Consider the following 18819-nt stretch of genomic DNA (forward strand, 5'->3'; position numbering starts at 1 on the left):
GGCTGGGCCCAGTTTTCCGGCAGGTTGATGTAATCCACCAGTTCCCTCAAGCGACCGTGATCCCGGGCGTTGAAGGTAAACGCCAGTCGCGTCAGATGACTGAACTGGGCTTCGTCTTGCTCTTCACCGCTGTAGTCATGTTGATGAAAACAGTCGTTCAGGCACAAATCGGCGAATTTTCCCTGCATCTGCTGCAGCGCTTGTTCGTTTAGCTTGTGATTCATGCGGATCACGAACTGATGCTTGAGCCAGCGACTGGAGTGGAAGTTGCGGTAGAACTGGTTGATCTCTTCCACGGCCTCGTCGGCGTTGTACACCAGGCGCATCAGTTTCATGTCGGTGGGCAGGATGTAGCGGTTTTCCTCCAATTGCTCGCGGATGAAGTCCAGGGCGCTTTGCCAGAACTTGCCTCCCGGGACATCCAGCAAAACCACCGGCACCAGCGGGCTCTTGCCTGTCTGCACCAGCGTCAGGACTTCCAATGCTTCATCAAGCGTGCCGAAACCGCCAGGGCAGAGCACCAAGGCATCGGCCTCCTTGACGAAGAACAGTTTGCGGGTGAAGAAGAAGTGGAACGGCAGCAGGTTCGGCGTGCCTTCAACGGTCGGATTTGCATGCTGCTCGAAAGGCAGGGTGATATTGAATCCCAGGCTGTGTTCGCGCCCTGCGCCTTCATGGGCGGCGGCCATGATGCCACCGCCGGCGCCGGTGATGACCATCATGTCCGAACGGGCCAGTGCAGCCCCCAGTTCTCGGGCCAGGCCATACAACGGATGTTCGATGGGCGTTCGGGCCGAGCCGAAGACCGTGACCTTGCGCCGGCCCTTGAACTGTTCGAGGGTACGGAAGGCGTGTTCCAGTTCCCTCAGGGCTTGTAGCGTGATCTTGGCATTCCAGCGGTTGTGATCTTCCTGGGCCATGCGCAGCACGGTCAGGATCATGTCTCGGTAGATGGGGAGGTTGGGGCTGTTGGGGGATACCAGGTTGAGTTGCTCGTCAACCTTGCGGGCGAGGTCGTGGCCGTGGTTCTCAAAATGACGACTGAGCAGGTCATTCGGTTTGTAAGGCATTCAGCTTCTCCTTCTTAACAGGACCCCGGCCCGGATGAGAGATTCATCGGGACCACGACACTCCGTGTGTCGTTGTCAGCCCAGGCAGCGGCCTGGAGGGTGACCTGGCTTGACGCGGTCTGCAGCAAGGCGACCAAGCCATCCAGCGGGTTCTGCTTTTCCCTTTGATAAAAACAATCACACGCCAAGGTGTTGGCCGGGCAGCCTCTTTCTGCCCGATGAAAATACCAGTGGATACTTCTGAATCTAGACCGTCATGCCGATCTTTGCTGTCCTGATCATGGCGCGCAAAAGTGACCGTTGGCAACCGCTGATGCAGGCGCTGAACGATCGCGCCGCTCGTCAGATCGTCGGCCGGGTGCGTGCTGCTCTGATTTACTGATAATAGGTGAGTATCAATGCCATTTGACGCCCAGGGTCGGGTGCTACGTGATGGATTGAAGCGGATCGGGCAGGGAGGCGGGAGAAATGACCAAGGTCACTCTGGAGCTCGACAGGCAGTTGTACTTGATGTTGTTGGAGTCGGCACAGGCCAATCGAGTGAGTCTTGAGGAAGAATGCTGTCGTCGGCTGGGCGGGCGAGCGTGGCGCTCGCGTTACTTGCAGGCACTGGTGGCGGAGTTGCGCGCCGACGATGAGCAGCGGCGCGCAAGCACAGGTTGATTACTTCTTCGTCTTGGCGGGTTTCGGGCAATCCGATTCCTGGAAGCGTTCTGTCGCGACCGGACGGTTGGTCTTAACCTCGGTGAACTCATAGCGCATGGTCGCGCCCCTGGCCATCAACTTGCGGAAACCCGGGTTGGTACACACTGTGGAGCCCAACTGGAAATACACGGCCTTGGGGTCTGCGCGCATTTTCTGGGCGTGGCTGCTTTGCACACTGAGATGGTTGATCAGCTCGGTGCCTTCGACGGTGTAGCCCTGGTCGAGGATGTCTTCGTTGATCGCCCGCGGCGTACCGACGCTACTTTGCTTGGCGACGTTCTGCAGCATCTTGTTCAGTTCGAGTTCTTTCAGCGAAGCAGCCTGAGCGCTGAAGGACGTCGCCAGCAGAACGGCAACGGTAGGGACGATAAGGCGCAGCATGAAACTCTCCTGGTTCAGTGACTGGTGGTTCGACCGATCACATGACTGTGCGTTCAGTGGCCGGGAATTATAGGGGAGCCTGGGTGGACGGTACAGGCGCGTGCGCTCTGGTAGACTGCCGGCCTTTATTGCCCTGCCGAGTGTCGTTCGTGTCGAGTTTTCCTGTCTGTCGGCGTTGCCCACGATGAATCATGCCCCTAACGCCGTAGCCCGCCTGCGCGACCAGCGCATCGATGAAGGGATCAGGCCGATTCAGGCCCGTGGCTGGCGCGCGCCCCGTTGCAGCGCCTGCCGAGTGATCGAGAGCCATTGTCTATGCGCCTGGCGTCCGAGTGTCGAGACCCGCTCCGGGGTCTGCCTGATCATGACCAACAAGGAAGTGTTCAAGCCGAGCAACACCGGTTGGCTGATTGCCGACGTCGTGCGCGACAATCACGCGTTCATCTGGTCGCGCACCGACGTCGACGAGCAACTGCTGGCGCTGCTGAACGATCCGCAATGGCAGCCCTACCTGGTGTTTCCGGGCGAATACGTCGAGCCATCGCGCGTTACCCACACGGTTGACCTCGATCATTCCAAGCGCCCGCTGTTCATCCTGCTGGATGCAACCTGGACCGAGGCGCGAAAGATTTTTCGTAAAAGCCCGTATTTCGACCGGCTGCCGATCCTGAGCCTGCTGCCCGACAGATTGTCGCGTTACCGCCTGCGACGTTCGACCCGCAGCGAGCACCTGTGTACCGCTGAAGTGGCGGCATTGTGTCTGGAACTGGCGGGGGACAGCGATGCCGCTTCGGCCCTGGACGCCTATTTCGATGTGTTCAGCCAGCATTACCTGGGCGCCAAGGGCCAACAGGAGGTGAACGTGTCTACCCCGGCCCACGCCGAGTTGCAACCCTTTATCCGTTCGACGCAAGCAGTATTGGCCCAATAGTGGCCCATACTGGACACTGTGGCGGCCGTGCTGCTTGACCACCCCGGCTTCGCTGGGCATGCTTGGCGCCGACCGGGGCGCCGCCAACGTTTGAAACGCCGTGTTTGGCGTTGCATGTGCCCCTGGAGATGCTGCGGCATGGCGGTGTCTTGAGTTGTCTTGGCGAGGCGCGAATGCATCGGGCCTGCCATTAAAAACAGGATCATTTGAAAAATGGCCACATACGAAATCCTGATTGCCGATGATCACCCGCTCTTTCGCAGCGCGTTACATCAGGCTGTGACCCTGGGCCTTGGCCCGGCTGTCCGATTGACGGAGGTGGCCAGTATCGCGGAACTGGAGGTCCAGTTGACGGCGAAAGCCGATTGGGACCTGGTGCTGCTGGACCTGAACATGCCCGGTGCCTATGGTTTTTCGGGGCTGGTGCTGTTGCGGGGCCAATACCCGCAAATCCCCGTGGTCATGGTCTCGGCCCAGGAAGAAGCCTCGGTGATGGTCAAGGCCCGGGAGTTCGGCGCCAGCGGATTCATACCCAAGTCCAGTTCCCTTGAGATGATTCAGAAGGCCGTGAAGGCGGTCCTGGACGGCGATGTCTGCTGGCCGCCCCAGGCGTTCGAAGCAGTGAGCGTGTCCGAGGAAGCCAAGGCCGCCAGCGAGGGGTTGGCCAGTCTCACCCCGCAGCAGTTCCGGGTGCTGACCATGGTCTGCGAAGGCTTGCTGAACAAGCAGATTGCCTACGAACTGAACGTTTCGGAAGCCACCATCAAGGCCCACGTCACGGCGATCTTTCGTAAGCTGAACGTGCGCACTCGGACCCAGGCGGCCTTGCTGCTGCAACAACTTGAGTCAATTTCGCCGCAGGCCTAGTCTTCCGGTTCACGCTTTTTTGACCGGGTTTGAATTAGCTTCTCCACTCCTTTTCGATCAGTTGCCCACACTATGTCACCTTTTAAAGGCCAGACCGGCCTGAAACGCATCCTCAACGCCTCCGGCTATTCCTTGGACGGGCTGCGCGCAGCTTTTGTCGGCGAAGCGGCTTTCCGTCAGTTGGTGCTGCTCAACGTCGTGCTGATTCCGTTGTCTTTCTTCCTGAACGTCAGTCGTGTCGAGCAGGCGCTGCTGATTGCCGTGTGCCTGTTGGCATTGATCGTGGAATTGCTCAATTCGGCGGTGGAGGCGGCCATCGACCGCATCTCCCTGGAGCTGCACCCGTTGTCAAAAAATGCCAAGGACATGGGCAGCGCTGCCCAGTTCGTCGCCCTGACGATGATCGCGTTGGTGTGGGGCGTGGTGCTGTTGTAACGGCTCACGCAATGGTCGGCAGCACGATTTCGTCGCTGCGCTGGGCCCCGGCAGTGAACGCCCGGCACAATTCGAGAAATTCGCGCATGGCCGAGGTCTGGTACTTCTGTTTATGCCAGATGAAATAAAACTGCCGCGCCAGGTCCATGTCCGGGGTTTCCACCGCGACGAGGCTGCCGCGGCGGAAGGCGTCGCGCAGGGCCAGGCGTGAGATGCAGCCAATGCCCAGGCCGGATTCCACGGCGCGCTTGATCGCTTCGGTGTGTTCCAGCTCCAGGCGGATATTCAACGCGCTGCGGTGGTGGCGCATGGCTTGGTCGAAAGTCAGTCGCGTGCCCGAACCCTGCTCCCGCAGAATCCAGGCTTCATGGGTCAATTCCTCCATGGTCGCCTGGCCGCGCTTGGCCAGCGGGTGTTGAGGGGCGCAGAACACCACCAGCTCGTCCTCGACCCAGCTCTGTACCTCGATGTCCGGATGGCTGCAGTCGCCTTCGATTAGACCCAGATCAATTTCATAGTGGGCAACCTGGTGCACGATATTGGCAGTGTTCTGCACGTGCAGCTTCACCTGGCTTTCTGGATGGCGCTGCATGAAGCCGCCGATCAACAAGGTTGCCAGGTAATTGCCGATGGTCAGCGTGGCCCCGACCGCCAGTGAGCCGAAACCGGACTTGCCGTTGAGCAGGTCTTCGATTTCCTTGGCCTGGTCCAGCAGCGCCACTGCCTGGGGCAGCAGTTGTTTGCCCAGGGCGTTGAGGCTCAGGCGCTTGCCGGCACGGTCGAACAACTGGCAGCTCGATTGCCGCTCCAGTTCGGTGATGGAGGTGCTGGCCGCCGACTGCGACAAATTGAGGTGGCCCGCAGCGCGAGACACGCTTTCCTGCTGGGCGACGGCGACGAAGACTTGAAGTTGACGGAGAGTAAATCGCATATCGATATAACCGATAACCCTTATCTTAATAATCCATTTAACAGATATTGTCGCCGCCATTAGAATGCGATGCAATTGCGCAGATTATCGGCGCAGGCATTATTCCCAGGAGTCCCCGTACATGAGCAACATGAACCACGAGCGTGTCCTCAGTGTTCATCACTGGAACGACACTCTGTTCAGCTTCAAGTGCACCCGCGATCCGGGCCTGCGCTTCGAGAACGGTCAGTTCGTGATGATCGGCCTGCAACAGCCCAATGGCCGCCCGCTTATGCGCGCTTACTCGATTGCCAGCCCGAACTGGGAAGAGCATCTCGAATTCTTCAGCATCAAGGTGCCTGATGGTCCGCTGACTTCCCAGTTGCAGCACCTGAAGGAAGGCGACGAGATCATCATCAGCAAGAAACCCACCGGCACCCTCGTGCTGGACGATCTCAAGCCTGGCAAGCATTTGTACCTGCTCAGCACCGGTACTGGCCTGGCGCCGTTCATGAGCGTCATCCAGGATCCGGAAACCTATGAGCGTTTCGAAAAAGTGATCCTGTGCCACGGCGTGCGTTACGTCAATGAAGTCGCTTACCGCGAGTTCATCACCGAACATTTGCCGCAGAACGAGTTCTTCGGCGAAGCGCTGCGTGAAAAGCTGATCTACTACCCGACCGTGACGCGCGAGCCGTTCGAGAACGAAGGCCGCCTGACCGACCTGATGCGCAGCGGCAAGCTGTTCCGCGACATCGGCCTGCCACCGATCAACCCGCAGGACGACCGCGCCATGTTGTGCGGCAGCCCGAGCATGCTCGACGAGACCAGCGAAGTGCTCAACAGCTTCGGCCTGACCGTTTCGCCGCGTATGCGCGAGCCGGGTGATTACCTGATCGAGCGGGCGTTTGTAGAGAAGTAAGTCTCGGTTTATGCGCTGGCTGACCGAAAGCTATCGCGAGCAGGCTCGCTCCCACAGTTGGTCTGTGTTGTTCATGAGATTTGACTCAACACAAATCCCATTGTGGGAGCGAGCCTGCTCGCGATGGCAGCGACTCGGTCCAACAGATGCCCCACAAAAAAGCCCGCGCCGCCTGATGAAGGCAGCGCGGGCTTTTTCGTTTCTGGTGGTTACGGTTTCGCCGGAATCACTTCCAACACCCGGATCAACCCCGCCCGCGGGTAATGCCAACGAACGTCCAGGTCCCAGAACTGCGCGCCATATTCCCGTTCGGCGGTAGGAACCTGGTACGCCGGGCGCGGGTCCTGGGCCAGGCATTGTTCAATCAGCTCCACCAAGGGCTCTCTCAGGCGCGTGGCGTGTTCGCGGGCTTGAAGCAGGGCCGTGTCCGCCCATTGCACCGGAATCAATTCAGGCGCTGCGCTGGCGATGCTGTTGGAAGCAGAGTCGATGATGTCGGCGTAGGGCACGTAGGGCTTGATGTCCAGCACCGGCGTACCGTCCAGCAAGTCGATTCCCGAGATCCACAGGCGCCCGGCTTCGACCCGCTCCAGCTTCACCACCGACTGGCCAATACCGTTGGGGCGGTGGGTGGCGCGGGTGGCGAACACGCCCATGGACTTGTTGCCGCCCAGGCGCGGCGGGCGCACTTTCAATCGCGGCTTGTCTTCCAGGGCCTGGTGGAACAGGAACAACAGCCAGACATGACTGACCTGCTCCAGCCCCTGCACCGCCTCGCCCTGATCGAACGGCGCCACCAACTCCAGCACACCGCGTGCGGCCGGCGCCAACTGCGGTTGGCGGGGGATGGCGAACTTCTCCTTGAAGCAGGAGCGGACGAAGCCGATGGGGGAGACGCTGTAGGTCATGGGCTGGGATCGAGGCAGGGTTGAATGGGCATCATAGCGCGAGGGGAGGCTGACATTGCTCGTTGTGGTGAGGGCTTTTGTGGCGAGGGAGCTTGCTCCCGCTGGGCTGCGAAGCGGCCCCCTGGCTTTGTCTGACACACCGCGAGGGGACGCTGCGCGTCCAGCGGGAGCAAGCTCCCTCGCCACAAAAGCCCTCGCGATTCAGCAGCGCTTCAACGTCAGCCACGCACGCGCAGCGTGAGGCCCTTGAGGAAATTGCGCAGCAACTGGTCGCCACACGGGCGGTAGTTGGTGTGGCCGAACTTGCGGAACAGCGCGCTCAGTTCCGGCTTGGACACCGGGAACTCGGCGGCCTTGAGGATGGCGTGCATGTCGTCTTCCTTCAGTTCGAAGGCCACGCGCAGTTTCTTGAGGATGATGTTGTTGGTCACCGGCACTTCGATCGGCTGCGGCGGGCGGCTTTCGTCCTTGCCACGCTTGAAGATCACCAGGCCATCGAGAAAATGCGCCATGACCTCGTCAGGGCAGAACACGAAGCCTTCCTCCTCGTCTTTCTTGAGGTAGCCCGCCAGGTCCGCCAAGGGGACGTCCAGGCCGCCCAGCTTGATGATCTCGATGACTTTCTTGTCGCTGATGTCGAGCATGTAGCGCACGCTGCGCAGTACGTCGTTGTGAATCATGTGTGCAGTCCTGATCAATCGGCAGTGGGCGCCCCGGTTCGATGCGGCGCCGGAAAATTAGAATTTCTCTTTGGCAGACAGGTAGCGCCACTGGCCCAGCGGCACCTTGCCGATGGACACGCCGCCGATGCGAATGCGGCGAATGGCGACGACCTTGAGCCCGACCGCTTGGCAGAACAGGGCGATCACGCCGGGCTGCGGGTTTTTCATGGCAAAGCGCAGGCGGTTCTCGTTCTGCCAGCTGGCCTTGACCGCCGGCAGCTCCTTGCCCTTGTAGGTCAAGCCATGGTTCAGGCGATTGAGACCATGGGCGACCATCTCGCCTTCGACTTCCACCACGTATTCCTGCTCGATCTTGGCGGCGTCGGCGGTGAGTTTGCGCAAGATCTTCCAGTCCTGGGTGAACACCAGCAGCCCGCTGGCGTTGGCCTGCAGGTCGGCGCTGGCGGTCAGGCGCAGGAAATGGCCCTTGAGCGGGCGTTTGCCGAAGCGATGTTCTTCGCTCAGGGTCTGCGGTCCAAGGGACGCCATCGCAGTGTCCACATCCATGCCGGCCGGGACGTTGAGCAGGAGGGTCACCGGTTCCGGCGCGGTGGCCTTGGCCTCGGGGTCGAGTTCGACCTTCTGGGTGGTGACCTTGAACTGCGGCTCATCGATCACTTCGCCGTCCACGGTGACCCAGCCGCCCTCGATGAACAGCTCAGCCTCCCGACGGGAACAGCCGACGAGTTCGATGAGGCGTTTGGAGAGACGAATCGGGTCAGTCATGACGGGGGCCGTAACAAAAAGAGGGTGGGCATTGTACCTGCCTGGCGCCGGTTAATCGCGGGTCCATTTGCCTCATGCCGCTTTTAGCCGCGCCCAGCCTTCAGGTCGGGCTGCTTGTAGCGCATGTGCAGCAGCGGGTAGGGTTGGTTCATGCCATCTTTTGCCGAGCGCCCGACCACTTCGAAGCCTTGCTTGAGGTAAAAGCCCAGGGCTTGCGGGTTCTGCTCGTTGACGTCCAGTTGATCGGCATTCAGGTGTTCCATGGCGTAGCGCAGCAGTTGCTTGCCCAGGCCCTGGCCACGATGCTGCGGGTCGATGAAGAGCATCTCTATCTTGCCGGCCGCGACGCCGGCGAAACCGGTGATCCGCTGGCGCGCATCCCGGGTGCAAATGAGCATCACCGCATCCAGGTAACGGGTGAGCACCAGGTTTTTCAGCAGCTCGATGTAGCTGTCCGGCAGGAAGTCGTGGGTGGCGCGTACCGAAGCCTCCCACACCTGGGTCAGTTCCTGGTAATCGCTCGGTTTGGGTGTGTGGATGACCGAATGCTGACGCATGCCCGCCTGTTCCTTGTGCTGGATATCTCCATACGATAGCTGCAAAAAAGCCCCGCATCTTGTGATGATGACGGGGCTTTTCAATTTTTCGGCTTGTGAAAGCACCTGTGGGAGCCGAGCTTGCTCGCGATGGCGTCGTGTCAGCCAATATTGATGTTGGCTGATGCACCGCTATCGCGAGCAAGCTCGGCTCCCACAGGTGTCACATTGAGTCTGTGAGGCCGCGGATCAACCGATCTGCTCAGCCCACAAATCGTACTCATCGGCGTCGGTCACCTTGCACCAGACCTTGTCGCCCGGCTTGAGGTTGCTGCCATTGTCGATGAAGACGTTGCCGTCGATTTCCGGGGCGTCGAAGAAGCAGCGGCCCACGGCGCCTTGTTCGTCCACTTCATCCACCAGCACTTCGATTTCACGGCCGATGCGCATTTGCAGGCGCGCCGAGCTGATGGCCTGCTGGTGCGCCATGAAGCGCTCCCAACGGTCCTGCTTGACGTCGTCCGGCACCACGTCCAGGTCCAGGTCGTTGGCGGGTGCGCCTTCGACAGGGGAATACTGGAAGCAGCCGACGCGGTCGAGCTGGGCTTCGGTCAGCCAATCCAGCAGGTACTGGAAGTCTTCTTCGGTTTCACCGGGGAAGCCGACGATGAACGTCGAGCGGATGATCAGGTCCGGGCAGATTTCGCGCCAGTTCTTGATGCGGGCCAGGGTCTTGTCTTCGAACGCCGGGCGCTTCATGGCCTTGAGGACTTTCGGGCTGGCGTGCTGGAACGGGATGTCCAGGTACGGCAGGATCTTGCCGGCGGCCATCAGCGGGATCAGTTCGTCGACGTGCGGGTATGGGTAGACGTAGTGCAGGCGGACCCAGACGCCGAGGGTGCTGAGGGCTTCGCACAGCTCGGTCATGCGGGTTTTCACCGGCGCGCCGTTCCAGAAACCGGTGCGGTATTTCACGTCGACGCCGTAGGCGCTGGTGTCCTGGGAGATCACCAGCAGTTCCTTGACCCCGGCCTTGACCAGGCGCTGGGCCTCGTCGAGCACATCGCCCACCGGGCGGCTCACCAGCTTGCCGCGCATCGACGGGATGATGCAGAAGCTGCAGCTGTGGTTGCAGCCTTCGGAAATCTTCAGGTAGGCGTAGTGGCGCGGGGTCAGCTTGATGCCTTGTGGCGGCACCAGGTCGATCAGCGGGTTGTGGTCCTGGCGCGGTGGCACCACGTCATGCACGGCGTTGACCACCTGCTCGTACTGCTGCGGACCGGTCACGGACAACACGCTCGGGTGCACGTTGCGGATGTTGCCTTCTTCCACGCCCATGCAGCCAGTGACGATGACCTTGCCGTTTTCCTTGATGGCTTCGCCGATCACTTCCAGGGACTCGGCCTTGGCCGAGTCGATGAAGCCGCAGGTGTTGACCACGACCACGTCGGCGTCCTGATAGGTGGACACAACGTCATAGCCTTCCATGCGCAACTGGGTCAGGATGCGCTCGGAGTCGACCAGAGCCTTCGGGCAACCCAGGGATACGAAGCCAACCTTGGGATTGGCTGGCGCGGTAGTGGTGGACATGTCTAACCTCGGTGTAGGGGGATCGTCTCTTGCCGAGACAGGGCGCCTAGCGCGCCTCTGATCAAAAAGTGCGCAATTCTATCTGTGGCCGGGCTGCTTGACCAGCTTTATACCGGGAAATGCGACGAGTGCTGCGCTATGCTTCGCGGCTTTGCGCCTTAACGATTTTTGCAGTCAATAAAACATCTGTAACGACATGTAAAAAACAGCGCATGCTGCATCACAAAGCATAGGGCTTCGTTAGAAGCAGACAGGTCTGGGAATCAGGAGTGTTGGATGGGTCATGCAAGTAGTCAGGCGGCGGGTGCCGAGCATTCGGCAGCGAAACCGCTGGGCATGCTGGTCGCGGCGGTCGGAGTGGTTTATGGCGACATCGGCACGAGCCCGTTGTACACCCTCAAGGAAGTGTTTTCCGGTGCCTATGGCGTACCTGTCAATCACGATGGGGTGCTGGGAATTCTGTCGCTGATTTTCTGGTCGTTGATCTGGGTCGTGTCGATCAAGTACATGATGTTCGTCCTGCGCGCCGACAACCAGGGCGAGGGCGGGATCATGGCGCTCACCGCCCTGGCGCGGCGGGCAGCGGCGGGGCGAGCGAGGTTGCGCAAATTGCTGGTGGTCTGCGGCTTGATCGGGGCGGCGTTGTTCTACGGCGACAGCATGATCACCCCGGCGATTTCCGTGCTCTCGGCGATCGAAGGCGTTGGCCTGGCATTCGAGGGCATCGACCATTGGGTAGTGCCACTGTCCTTGGTCGTGCTGGTGGCGCTGTTTATCATCCAGCGCCACGGCACTGCACGGATCGGTATCCTGTTCGGCCCGATCATGGTCACCTGGTTCCTGGTGCTCGCTGCCCTGGGGGTCTACGGCATCAGTCAACACCCCGAAGTGTTGCAGGCGATGAATCCGGTCTGGGCCGTGCGTTTTTTCGTTGTTCATCCGGGCATGGGCGTGACAATCCTCGGCGCCGTGGTGCTGGCGTTGACCGGTGCCGAAGCGTTGTACGCCGACATGGGCCACTTCGGTCGTAAACCCATTGCACGGGCCTGGTTCATCCTGGTGCTGCCGGCGCTGGTGCTCAATTATTTCGGTCAGGGCGCGTTGTTGCTGGGGGACCCGGAAGCGGCGCGTAACCCGTTCTATCTGCTGGCACCGAGCTGGGCGCTGATCCCGCTGGTGGGCCTGTCGACCCTGGCCACGGTGATCGCTTCGCAAGCGGTGATTTCCGGCGCGTTCTCCCTGACGCGCCAGGCGATCCAACTCGGCTACATCCCGCGCATGTACATCCAGCACACCTCCAGCGCCGAGCAGGGCCAGATCTACATCGGCGCGGTGAACTGGTCGCTGATGGTCGGCGTGGTGCTGCTGGTGCTGGGTTTCGAGTCTTCCGGGGCCTTGGCCTCGGCCTATGGCGTGGCGGTGACCGGTACCATGCTGATGACCACGATCCTGGTCTCGGCGGTCATGCTGCTGCTGTGGAAATGGCCGCCGCTGCTGGCGGTGCCGGTATTGATCGGTTTCCTGCTGGTCGATGGCCTGTACTTTGCCGCGAACGTACCGAAAATCGTGCAGGGCGGTGCGTTTCCGGTCGTCGCCGGTATTGCCTTGTTTGTTCTGATGACCACCTGGAAGCGCGGCAAGCAATTGCTGGTGGAGCGCCTGGACGAAGGTGCGCTGCCGCTGCCGATCTTCATCAGCAGTATTCGCGTGCAACCGCCTCATCGCGTACAGGGCACCGCCGTGTTCCTGACCGCACGTTCGGACGCCGTGCCCCATGCGCTGTTGCACAACCTGCTGCATAACCAGGTGCTGCATGAACAAGTGGTGCTGCTGACGGTGGTGTACGAAGACATTCCCCGGGTGCCACCGCAGCGGCGCTTCGAGGTCGATGCCTATGGCGAAGGCTTCTTCCGGGTGATCCTGCATTTTGGCTTCACCGACGAGCCGGACGTCCCGCAGGCACTCAAGCTCTGCCATCTGGATGACCTGGACTTCAGCCCGATGCGCACCACCTACTTCCTCAGCCGCGAAACGGTCATCGCGTCGAAACTCGAAGGCATGGCGCGCTGGCGCGAGGCGTTGTTCGCCTTCATGTTGAAGAACGCCAACGGCAATCTGCGCTTCTTCAATCTGCCGTTGAACCGGGTGATTGAACTGGGGACGCAGGTGGAGATGTAGCGACCAGAAAACAAAAAGCCCTCGTTGCCTTGCGGCGGCGGGGGCTTTTTTGTGGGCGCCCCCAAAGGCTGAACCAGAGTGAAGTCCTTGTGGGAGCGAGCTTGCTCGCGATAGCGGTCTGCCTGAACCGGAGATGTTGAATGTGCCCCCGTCATCGCGAGCAAGCTCGCTCCCACAGGGGTATGTGTCAATCGAGCGGCCACAAAAAAGCCCCGGCAACCCTAAGGCTGCCGGGGCTTTTGTCAGGTGTGTATCGACTTACTGTTCGGCTGCCTTGTTCTGGCGCTTGTTGATCTCATCGATCAAGCGCTTGGCCAGGGCCGGGTAATTTTCGTCGAAGTGGTGGCCGCCAGGCAGCTTGATGGCCTCGCCCACGGCGGTCTTGTCGGTGCAGCCGCTTTCGTCGGCTTCTTCACCGCCGTAGATGCACACCACTTTCTCGGCGGGCAGCTTGGCCATTTCCGGGCCGGTGGCGGCTTCGGTGCCGGCGTTGCCGAGCCAGCCTTCGACTTCGATCTCGAAGCTGCCGGTGCGGGCGAAAGCCAGCAGGATGATCGCATCGACCCGCTGTTGTTCGGTGGCCGGCAGGCGATTGTAGATGGCCGGCAACACGTCGGCGCCAAAGGAGTAGCCGGTCAGGACGAAGCGCTTGGTGCCCCAGACCTGACGGTAGTGCTGCATCAGTTCGGTCAGATCCGCCGCGCTTTGCTCCGGGCTCTTGTGCTGCCAGTAGTAGCGCAGGGTGTCGATGCCGACCACGGGGTAGCCAATCTTGGCCATTTCATCGGCCACGTCGCGGTCCAGGTCACGCCAGCCGCCGTCTCCGGAGAGGAACAGGGTCACGGTATCTCGCGTCTGGCTGGCGGGTACTTCCACCACCGGGATGCTCAGGCCGCCCTTGGCCTTGTCAGTGCCGACCAGGATCTTGCGCAGCTCATTGTTCAGTACTTGTGGCAGGTTGATGTCGTAGTCGCTGATGCTGGTCTCGGCATTCGGCTGATCGCGTACGAAACCGGCGCTGGTGTCGTCGGGGTTATCGTTCCAGGCCACCAGCCAGTGGCCGTGGGCTGCGCTTTTGGGCAGCAGGTGTGTGCAGCCGGGTTTTTCCAGGGCCAGGTCCACCGACACGGCCTTGGCCTTGTCATCCTTCTGCTCGGCCAGCCAGCGCCAGGCCAGCACGGCGCCAGGGCCGATGCCGCTGACCAGTGTGGCCGGCCCCTGAAGCTGGCGCAGGCCAGCCTGCAGGGCGCGACCTTGCAACATGCAGTCCTTGGGCAGGATCACCTGGACAATCTGCGCCGAGCCGCTGCGGCTGAGGGTTGTCAACTGCGTGTCGCTGAGCTTCTGCTCTTCATTGACCGCCACCAGCACCTGGGCGCGCGGCTTGGTGCCGGGGATGACCCGGGTCATCGCGACGCCATCGGCGGGCGCCAGCTGTTCCAGCGTCGGTTGCGGGGCCGGGCGATTCCAGTACCAGTAACCGCCACCGAGAATCACCGCCAGCACCAGCAGGGCGGCCACTATGTATCGCCAGGAGCGTTGCATCATCAGCGTTTCACCAATCCAGTCAGGCCGCCTGCAATCAGGGCAGCGGTATCAGCCAGCGCCACCAGCGGATCGAGTCCGGCGGGCACGGCCATGTAGCGAGGTTCCCAGTCAGGCTGGAATTTGTCTTTGAAGCGGCGCAGTCCCTGGAAGTTATAGAGCTGCTCGCCACGACGGAACACCATCGAACCCAGGCGTTGGGTCAAGGGCGCGCCGCGACGCGGTTGCAGGCCCGACAGCGGGACCATGCCGAGGCTGAAGCGGGCGTAGTCATGGTTTTTATAATGCTGGATGAGGCCGACCATCATGAATTCCATGGTCAATTTCGGGGCCTCGGGGTGGGCGCGCATCAGGTCGAGGCTGGCCAGTTCGTGGCTGTGGGTTTCCAGCAGGTTGGCGAACGCCACCGGCCGGCCCTCGAAACGAATCACCGCGATGCGGAAGTGCTTGAGGTAGTCATCGCTGAAACGGCCCAGGGAGAAACCCTTCTCACGCACGTTCTTGCCGGTCAGCCAGGCATCGGAAATGACCTTGAGCTCATCCATCGGCGCCTGGCCCGGTTCGTGGATCTCCAGCGACAGGCCGTCACGGGTGCCGCGGTTCCAGGTGTAGCGCAAATCCTTCATCTCTTTGCCCTTGGCTTCGAGATCGAATCGCTTGAGGTCGACCCGTGCTTCCTCGCCCAGCTTGATGGCTGTCAGGCCGATGTCCATGTAGTACGGCAGGTTCTCGGCACGTACCTGATAGAACACGGGGCGGGCATGGTGGATGTCACACAGGTCGCGGAATTGCCAGATCATTTCAGCCCGTTGCAGGGTAGGCCCGATCGGATCGTACAACGCCACCAGGCTGCGACCACGGCGGGCGTACATCAGGAAGGCTTCGTCGTTGGGGTGAAACAGCAATGCCTTGTCGCCGGTCAGGGCCAGGCCGCCGTCGGGTTGCGAAGACGTCATGAGAATCGTCTTGGCCCGCTCCAGTTCTTCTGCCGTCGGCAAATGGATCACCGGCCGCGCGGTGCGCAGCAGCCAGGTCAGGGACACCACCACCAGCAGCACCGCGGCGCCCAGCAGGGAGCGCAGGCCGCGAGGGGCGTCGGCATCGAGGGTGAACTGCCACCAGAGTTGATGGCTGTACGGCACATCCTGGTAAGCAAACAGCAGCAGCCAGATCGAGGCGCCGAGCACGCAGATACTGGCGATCAGGAACAGCGGGGAAAAGGGCAGTTCAGTCAGGCGACTCGGACGATAGAAGGAGCGTCGGAATACCGCCAGCAGCGCGGCCGTCAGGGTCAGCAGCGTGGCTTCTTCCCAGTCAAAACCCTTGAGCAGCGAGAGCAGGGCGCCCACCAGCAGCAGAACCGTGGTCAGCATCCAGGCGGCCGACAGGCGACGGCGCAGCCCTTGGGCGAGCAACAGGCACAACACGCCCACCAGGCTGGCGCCGAAGTGCGAAGCGTCGACCAGTCGATGAGGGATCAGGAAGCCGATGTGCTCCAGGCGGGTGTCGATTTCCGGCGTTACCCCGGAAAACAACAGCACGACACCTGAAAGGAACACCAGCACCGCCAGGATCGGCGCGGCGAAACCCGATGCCGCCCGCAGGGTCTGGCGCGTCTGGAACAGCCGTTGCGCCTCGTTGATCAGCAACAGCACGCAGGCCACCAGCATCGGCAGCAGCACGTAGATCAAGCGATACAGCAACAGCGCGGCGGCCAGTGGCGCGGCCCCGAGTTTGTCGGCGAAAGCGGCCAGCAGGATCGCTTCGAACACCCCGACGCCGCCCGGTACATGGCTGAGCACCCCGGCGGCCAGTGCCAGCAGGTACACCAACAGGAAAGCGCCGAACGGCGGCGCTTCGGGCAGCAACAGATACAACACGGTGGCGGCTGCGGCGACGTCCAGCGCGGTGATTACCAGTTGCAGGAAGGTCAGGCGTCGGCCCGGCAGGCGCAGCGTGCGGCGCCCGGCTTTTACCAGCAGGCTGTCACGATGAGGCTGTTCCAGCAGCCGTCGGCGGTAAATACCGATGGCCAACACGCTGGTGAGCAGCAGCACCGCCACGGAAATCGCCCCCAGCAAAGTCGCAGGCAGGTGCAGCGCGGCGGACGCGGCGGGCAGGTTGCTGAGCGTTGCCAGGGCGGCCAACGGTGGTAACGCGCAGCCCAGGGACAGGCTGGCGAACAGCGTCATGTGGGCGACATCCGAGGCCCCCAGGCCATGACGCGCATATAGACGGTAGCGAACCGAGCCGCCCGACAACAATGACAGGCCAATGGCATTGCCGATGGCGAACGCGGTGAACCCACCCAGGACCATGGTTTGTGGCGGCAGTGTTACCCCGGCATAACGGCTGGCGGACCATTCGTAGCCCAAAAGAATGATGAAACCGACGACCGTGGCAGCGATCGCGCCCAGCAGGGCCGGTCGTGGCACTTCCAGAATTGAATCGTGCAGGGCGTAAAGATCGAGCTCGCTCAGCAAGTGGCGACAGGCAATCAAGGCAATCGCAAACAGCAGCAACGTGACCGCGAGACCAATAGGCTGGCGGTATTGACTGATCCGATCCAGCCAGCGCAATCGTTCGGCCTTGATCGGTTGTGTCGCAGTAACGGAGTCTTGCGGGTCAGACGAGTGGGCGCGCATCAATCACCTCTTGAGCTATGCGCGACAGGATGGGGGTATCCAGCCAAGTTACCAATCCCTGCGGACTAAAATAATTACAAAATATTTGTAATGAGGCCTTTTTTCACCAAGCACAAAAAAGGCCACTCTTTCGAGCAGCCTTTCTTGATATTTGGTTGCGGGAGCCGGATTTGAACCGACGACCTTCGGGTTATGAGCCCGACGAGCTACCAGACTGCTCCATCCCGCGTCTGTGTGGCGGCATTCTACAGGCGAACGCCCGAGTGTCAACCGTTAAAAGGCGATGGGCTCAAATAAACGCTCGATCCGCCCCTTGCCTTCCTAAACACCGGGAATTTAAAGGAAATTGTCCTACAACTGGTTGCCTGTAAGGTATCGCAGGCGGTGGCTGTCTGATCAGGCAGTCAAAAATGGACACGCACAAAAAAGGCCACTCTTTCGAGTAGCCTTTTTTGATGTTTGGTTGCGGGAGCCGGATTTGAACCGACGACCTTCGGGTTATGAGCCCGACGAGCTACCAGACTGCTCCATCCCGCGTCTGTGTGGCGGCATTCTACAGAGGATCGCGCTGCTGTCAACCCTGAGTTCATAAAAACCTGTTCCGCTTCAAGTGCTTAGCCTTGCGGAAAGGCATTGTGACAGGGCTGTGACGCAGGCCTGGCAAGGGCTGTAGCTCTATTGAAGGCTTCGTTGCGATTGAAGAAGTAAATTTGTGTAGGCACTTTCAGCTCTCAACGAAGGATCTTTCAAACTACTGGTGCTATATACAGGTTCGGGTGCGATACTGGTGGCCCGATTCGCCCCACACTCTGCTGCTTTATTTATGACGCAACGTAAGATCATCCATGTCGACTGTGACTGTTTCTATGCCGCCATCGAGATGCGCGATGACCCGCGGCTGGCCGGCAAGCCCTTGGCGGTGGGAGGCTCGGCGGATCGGCGGGGCGTGATTGCCACCTGTAATTACGAAGCGCGGGCCTACGGGGTGCGCTCGGCCATGTCCTCTGGTCACGCCTTGAAGCTTTGCCCGGACCTCACCATCGTCAAGCCACGAATGGAGGCCTACCGGGAAGCGTCGAAGGAAATTCATACGATTTTCAGCGATTACACTGACCTGATCGAGCCGCTGTCGCTGGACGAGGCCTTCCTGGACGTCTCCGCCAGTGCCCACTTTGGTGGCAGTGCCACGCGCATCGCCCAGGACATTCGCCGACGGGTTTCCAACCAGTTGCACATCACCGTGTCCGCAGGCGTCGCGCCGAACAAGTTCCTGGCCAAGATTGCCAGTGACTGGAAAAAGCCCAACGGACTGTTCGTCATCACCCCCGACCAGGTCGATGACTTTGTTTCGGCCCTGCCGGTCAACAAGCTCCACGGTGTTGGAAAGGTCACCGCCGATAAACTGAACCGGCTCGGCATCGTCGATTGCCTGCAATTGCGCCAATGGGACAAGTTGGCGCTGGTGCGCGAATTTGGCAGTTTCGGTGAGCGGCTCTGGAGCCTGGCCCGTGGGATCGATGAGCGGCTGGTGCACAACGACAGCCGACGGCAGTCCATCAGTGTGGAAAACACCTACGATGTCGACCTGCCCGACCTGGTGAGCTGCCTCGACAAGCTGCCGGAACTGATGGAAACCCTCAGCGGGCGCATGGCGCGGATCGACAGCAGTTATCGACCGGGCAAGCCGTTCGTCAAAGTGAAATTCCACGACTTTACCCAGACCACGCTGGAACAGGCCGGGGCAGGGC

General features: G+C 60.9%; 18 protein-coding genes and 2 tRNA genes. 8 read left to right on the forward strand and 12 right to left on the reverse strand.

What is annotated here, in order from left to right:
- On the reverse strand, positions 1 to 1070 hold a 1070-nt coding region (locus LQ215_RS27055; RefSeq protein WP_230153366.1), incomplete at its 3' end, for a TIGR00730 family Rossman fold protein.
- Positions 1071 to 1326: 256 nt separating this feature from the next.
- On the opposite strand from LQ215_RS27055, the gene LQ215_RS29560 reads away from it, so the two are divergent.
- Together LQ215_RS29560 and LQ215_RS27060 are read left to right on the forward strand one after the other, a co-directional pair.
- The gene (locus LQ215_RS29560) at positions 1327 to 1452 is read left to right on the forward strand and encodes a hypothetical protein (protein ID WP_290369178.1); all 126 of its coding nucleotides are present in this window, start codon (positions 1327 to 1329) and stop codon (positions 1450 to 1452) included.
- An 86-nt stretch (positions 1453 to 1538) separates the two neighbouring features.
- A complete protein-coding gene (locus tag LQ215_RS27060) occupies positions 1539 to 1733 on the forward strand; it encodes a hypothetical protein (RefSeq protein WP_230153367.1) in 195 nt (64 codons plus the stop codon).
- Here the strand turns inward: LQ215_RS27060 and LQ215_RS27065 are convergent, their stop codons facing one another.
- On the reverse strand, positions 1734 to 2156 hold the full coding sequence (locus LQ215_RS27065) for a quorum-sensing-regulated virulence factor family protein (protein WP_230153368.1): 423 nt from the start codon (positions 2154 to 2156) through the stop codon (positions 1734 to 1736).
- A gap of 184 nt (positions 2157 to 2340) precedes the next feature.
- On the opposite strand from LQ215_RS27065, the gene LQ215_RS27070 reads away from it, so the two are divergent.
- The 3 genes from LQ215_RS27070 to LQ215_RS27080 all read left to right on the forward strand — a co-directional run bounded on the left by LQ215_RS27070 (position 2341) and on the right by LQ215_RS27080 (position 4389).
- Positions 2341 to 3087, forward strand: coding sequence for a tRNA-uridine aminocarboxypropyltransferase (locus LQ215_RS27070; protein WP_230153369.1), 747 nt, complete (start codon positions 2341 to 2343; stop codon positions 3085 to 3087).
- A 213-nt stretch (positions 3088 to 3300) separates the two neighbouring features.
- Positions 3301 to 3954 (forward strand): response regulator transcription factor ErdR, encoded by a 654-nt coding sequence (gene erdR, locus LQ215_RS27075; RefSeq protein ID WP_003198362.1) that lies wholly within the window; start codon positions 3301 to 3303, stop codon positions 3952 to 3954.
- Between the two features lie 72 nt (positions 3955 to 4026).
- A complete protein-coding gene (locus LQ215_RS27080; protein ID WP_003184792.1) occupies positions 4027 to 4389 on the forward strand; it encodes a diacylglycerol kinase in 363 nt (120 codons plus the stop codon).
- 4 nt (positions 4390 to 4393) lie between these two features.
- Here the strand turns inward: LQ215_RS27080 and LQ215_RS27085 are convergent, their stop codons facing one another.
- Entirely contained in the window at positions 4394 to 5320 is a 927-nt protein-coding gene (locus tag LQ215_RS27085; RefSeq protein ID WP_003198364.1) for a LysR family transcriptional regulator, read from the reverse strand.
- Positions 5321 to 5441: 121 nt separating this feature from the next.
- Here LQ215_RS27085 and fpr point away from each other — a divergent pair, with 121 nt between their 5' ends.
- A complete protein-coding gene (fpr, locus tag LQ215_RS27090) occupies positions 5442 to 6221 on the forward strand; it encodes a ferredoxin-NADP reductase (protein ID WP_003198368.1) in 780 nt (259 codons plus the stop codon).
- A 209-nt stretch (positions 6222 to 6430) separates the two neighbouring features.
- Here the strand turns inward: fpr and tsaA are convergent, their stop codons facing one another.
- From tsaA to rimO, 5 genes are all read right to left on the reverse strand, one after another.
- Entirely contained in the window at positions 6431 to 7129 is a 699-nt protein-coding gene (tsaA, locus tag LQ215_RS27095) for a tRNA (N6-threonylcarbamoyladenosine(37)-N6)-methyltransferase TrmO (RefSeq protein WP_230153370.1), read from the reverse strand.
- A 218-nt stretch (positions 7130 to 7347) separates the two neighbouring features.
- Positions 7348 to 7809 (reverse strand): DUF1456 family protein, encoded by a 462-nt coding sequence (locus LQ215_RS27100; RefSeq protein ID WP_230153371.1) that lies wholly within the window; start codon positions 7807 to 7809, stop codon positions 7348 to 7350.
- A gap of 57 nt (positions 7810 to 7866) precedes the next feature.
- Entirely contained in the window at positions 7867 to 8577 is a 711-nt protein-coding gene (locus LQ215_RS27105) for an rRNA pseudouridine synthase (RefSeq protein WP_212797327.1), read from the reverse strand.
- A gap of 83 nt (positions 8578 to 8660) precedes the next feature.
- Positions 8661 to 9134 carry a GNAT family N-acetyltransferase gene (locus LQ215_RS27110; RefSeq protein WP_003198377.1) on the reverse strand — a complete coding sequence of 158 codons (474 nt, stop codon included), beginning with the start codon at positions 9132 to 9134 and terminating at the stop codon, positions 8661 to 8663.
- A gap of 228 nt (positions 9135 to 9362) precedes the next feature.
- Positions 9363 to 10703, reverse strand: a complete 1341-nt coding sequence (gene rimO / locus LQ215_RS27115; RefSeq protein WP_003198379.1) for a 30S ribosomal protein S12 methylthiotransferase RimO — start codon at positions 10701 to 10703, stop codon at positions 9363 to 9365.
- A gap of 336 nt (positions 10704 to 11039) precedes the next feature.
- On the opposite strand from rimO, the gene LQ215_RS27120 reads away from it, so the two are divergent.
- Positions 11040 to 12881, forward strand: a complete 1842-nt coding sequence (locus tag LQ215_RS27120) for a potassium transporter Kup (RefSeq protein ID WP_436839599.1) — start codon at positions 11040 to 11042, stop codon at positions 12879 to 12881.
- A gap of 258 nt (positions 12882 to 13139) precedes the next feature.
- Here LQ215_RS27120 and LQ215_RS27125 read toward each other — a convergent pair whose 3' ends face one another.
- The 4 genes from LQ215_RS27125 to LQ215_RS27140 all read right to left on the reverse strand — a co-directional run bounded on the left by LQ215_RS27125 (position 13140) and on the right by LQ215_RS27140 (position 17608).
- Positions 13140 to 14429 carry a virulence factor family protein gene (locus LQ215_RS27125; RefSeq protein WP_230153373.1) on the reverse strand — a complete coding sequence of 430 codons (1290 nt, stop codon included), beginning with the start codon at positions 14427 to 14429 and terminating at the stop codon, positions 13140 to 13142.
- Positions 14429 to 17071, reverse strand: a complete 2643-nt coding sequence (mprF, locus tag LQ215_RS27130; RefSeq protein ID WP_230153374.1) for a bifunctional lysylphosphatidylglycerol flippase/synthetase MprF — start codon at positions 17069 to 17071, stop codon at positions 14429 to 14431. Before mprF ends, LQ215_RS27125 begins: the two co-directional genes overlap by 1 nt.
- Positions 17072 to 17223: 152 nt before the next feature.
- A tRNA-Met gene (locus LQ215_RS27135) sits at positions 17224 to 17300 on the reverse strand.
- 231 nt (positions 17301 to 17531) lie between these two features.
- Positions 17532 to 17608: transfer RNA gene (locus tag LQ215_RS27140), tRNA-Met, on the reverse strand.
- A gap of 286 nt (positions 17609 to 17894) precedes the next feature.
- Here LQ215_RS27140 and dinB point away from each other — a divergent pair.
- Positions 17895 to 18819: DNA polymerase IV (gene dinB, locus LQ215_RS27145; RefSeq protein WP_230153375.1), on the forward strand; the 925-nt coding region annotated here is incomplete at its 3' end.

The sequence above is a fragment of the Pseudomonas brassicacearum genome (assembly GCF_918698105.1).
Classification (GTDB): domain Bacteria; phylum Pseudomonadota; class Gammaproteobacteria; order Pseudomonadales; family Pseudomonadaceae; genus Aquipseudomonas; species Aquipseudomonas brassicacearum_F.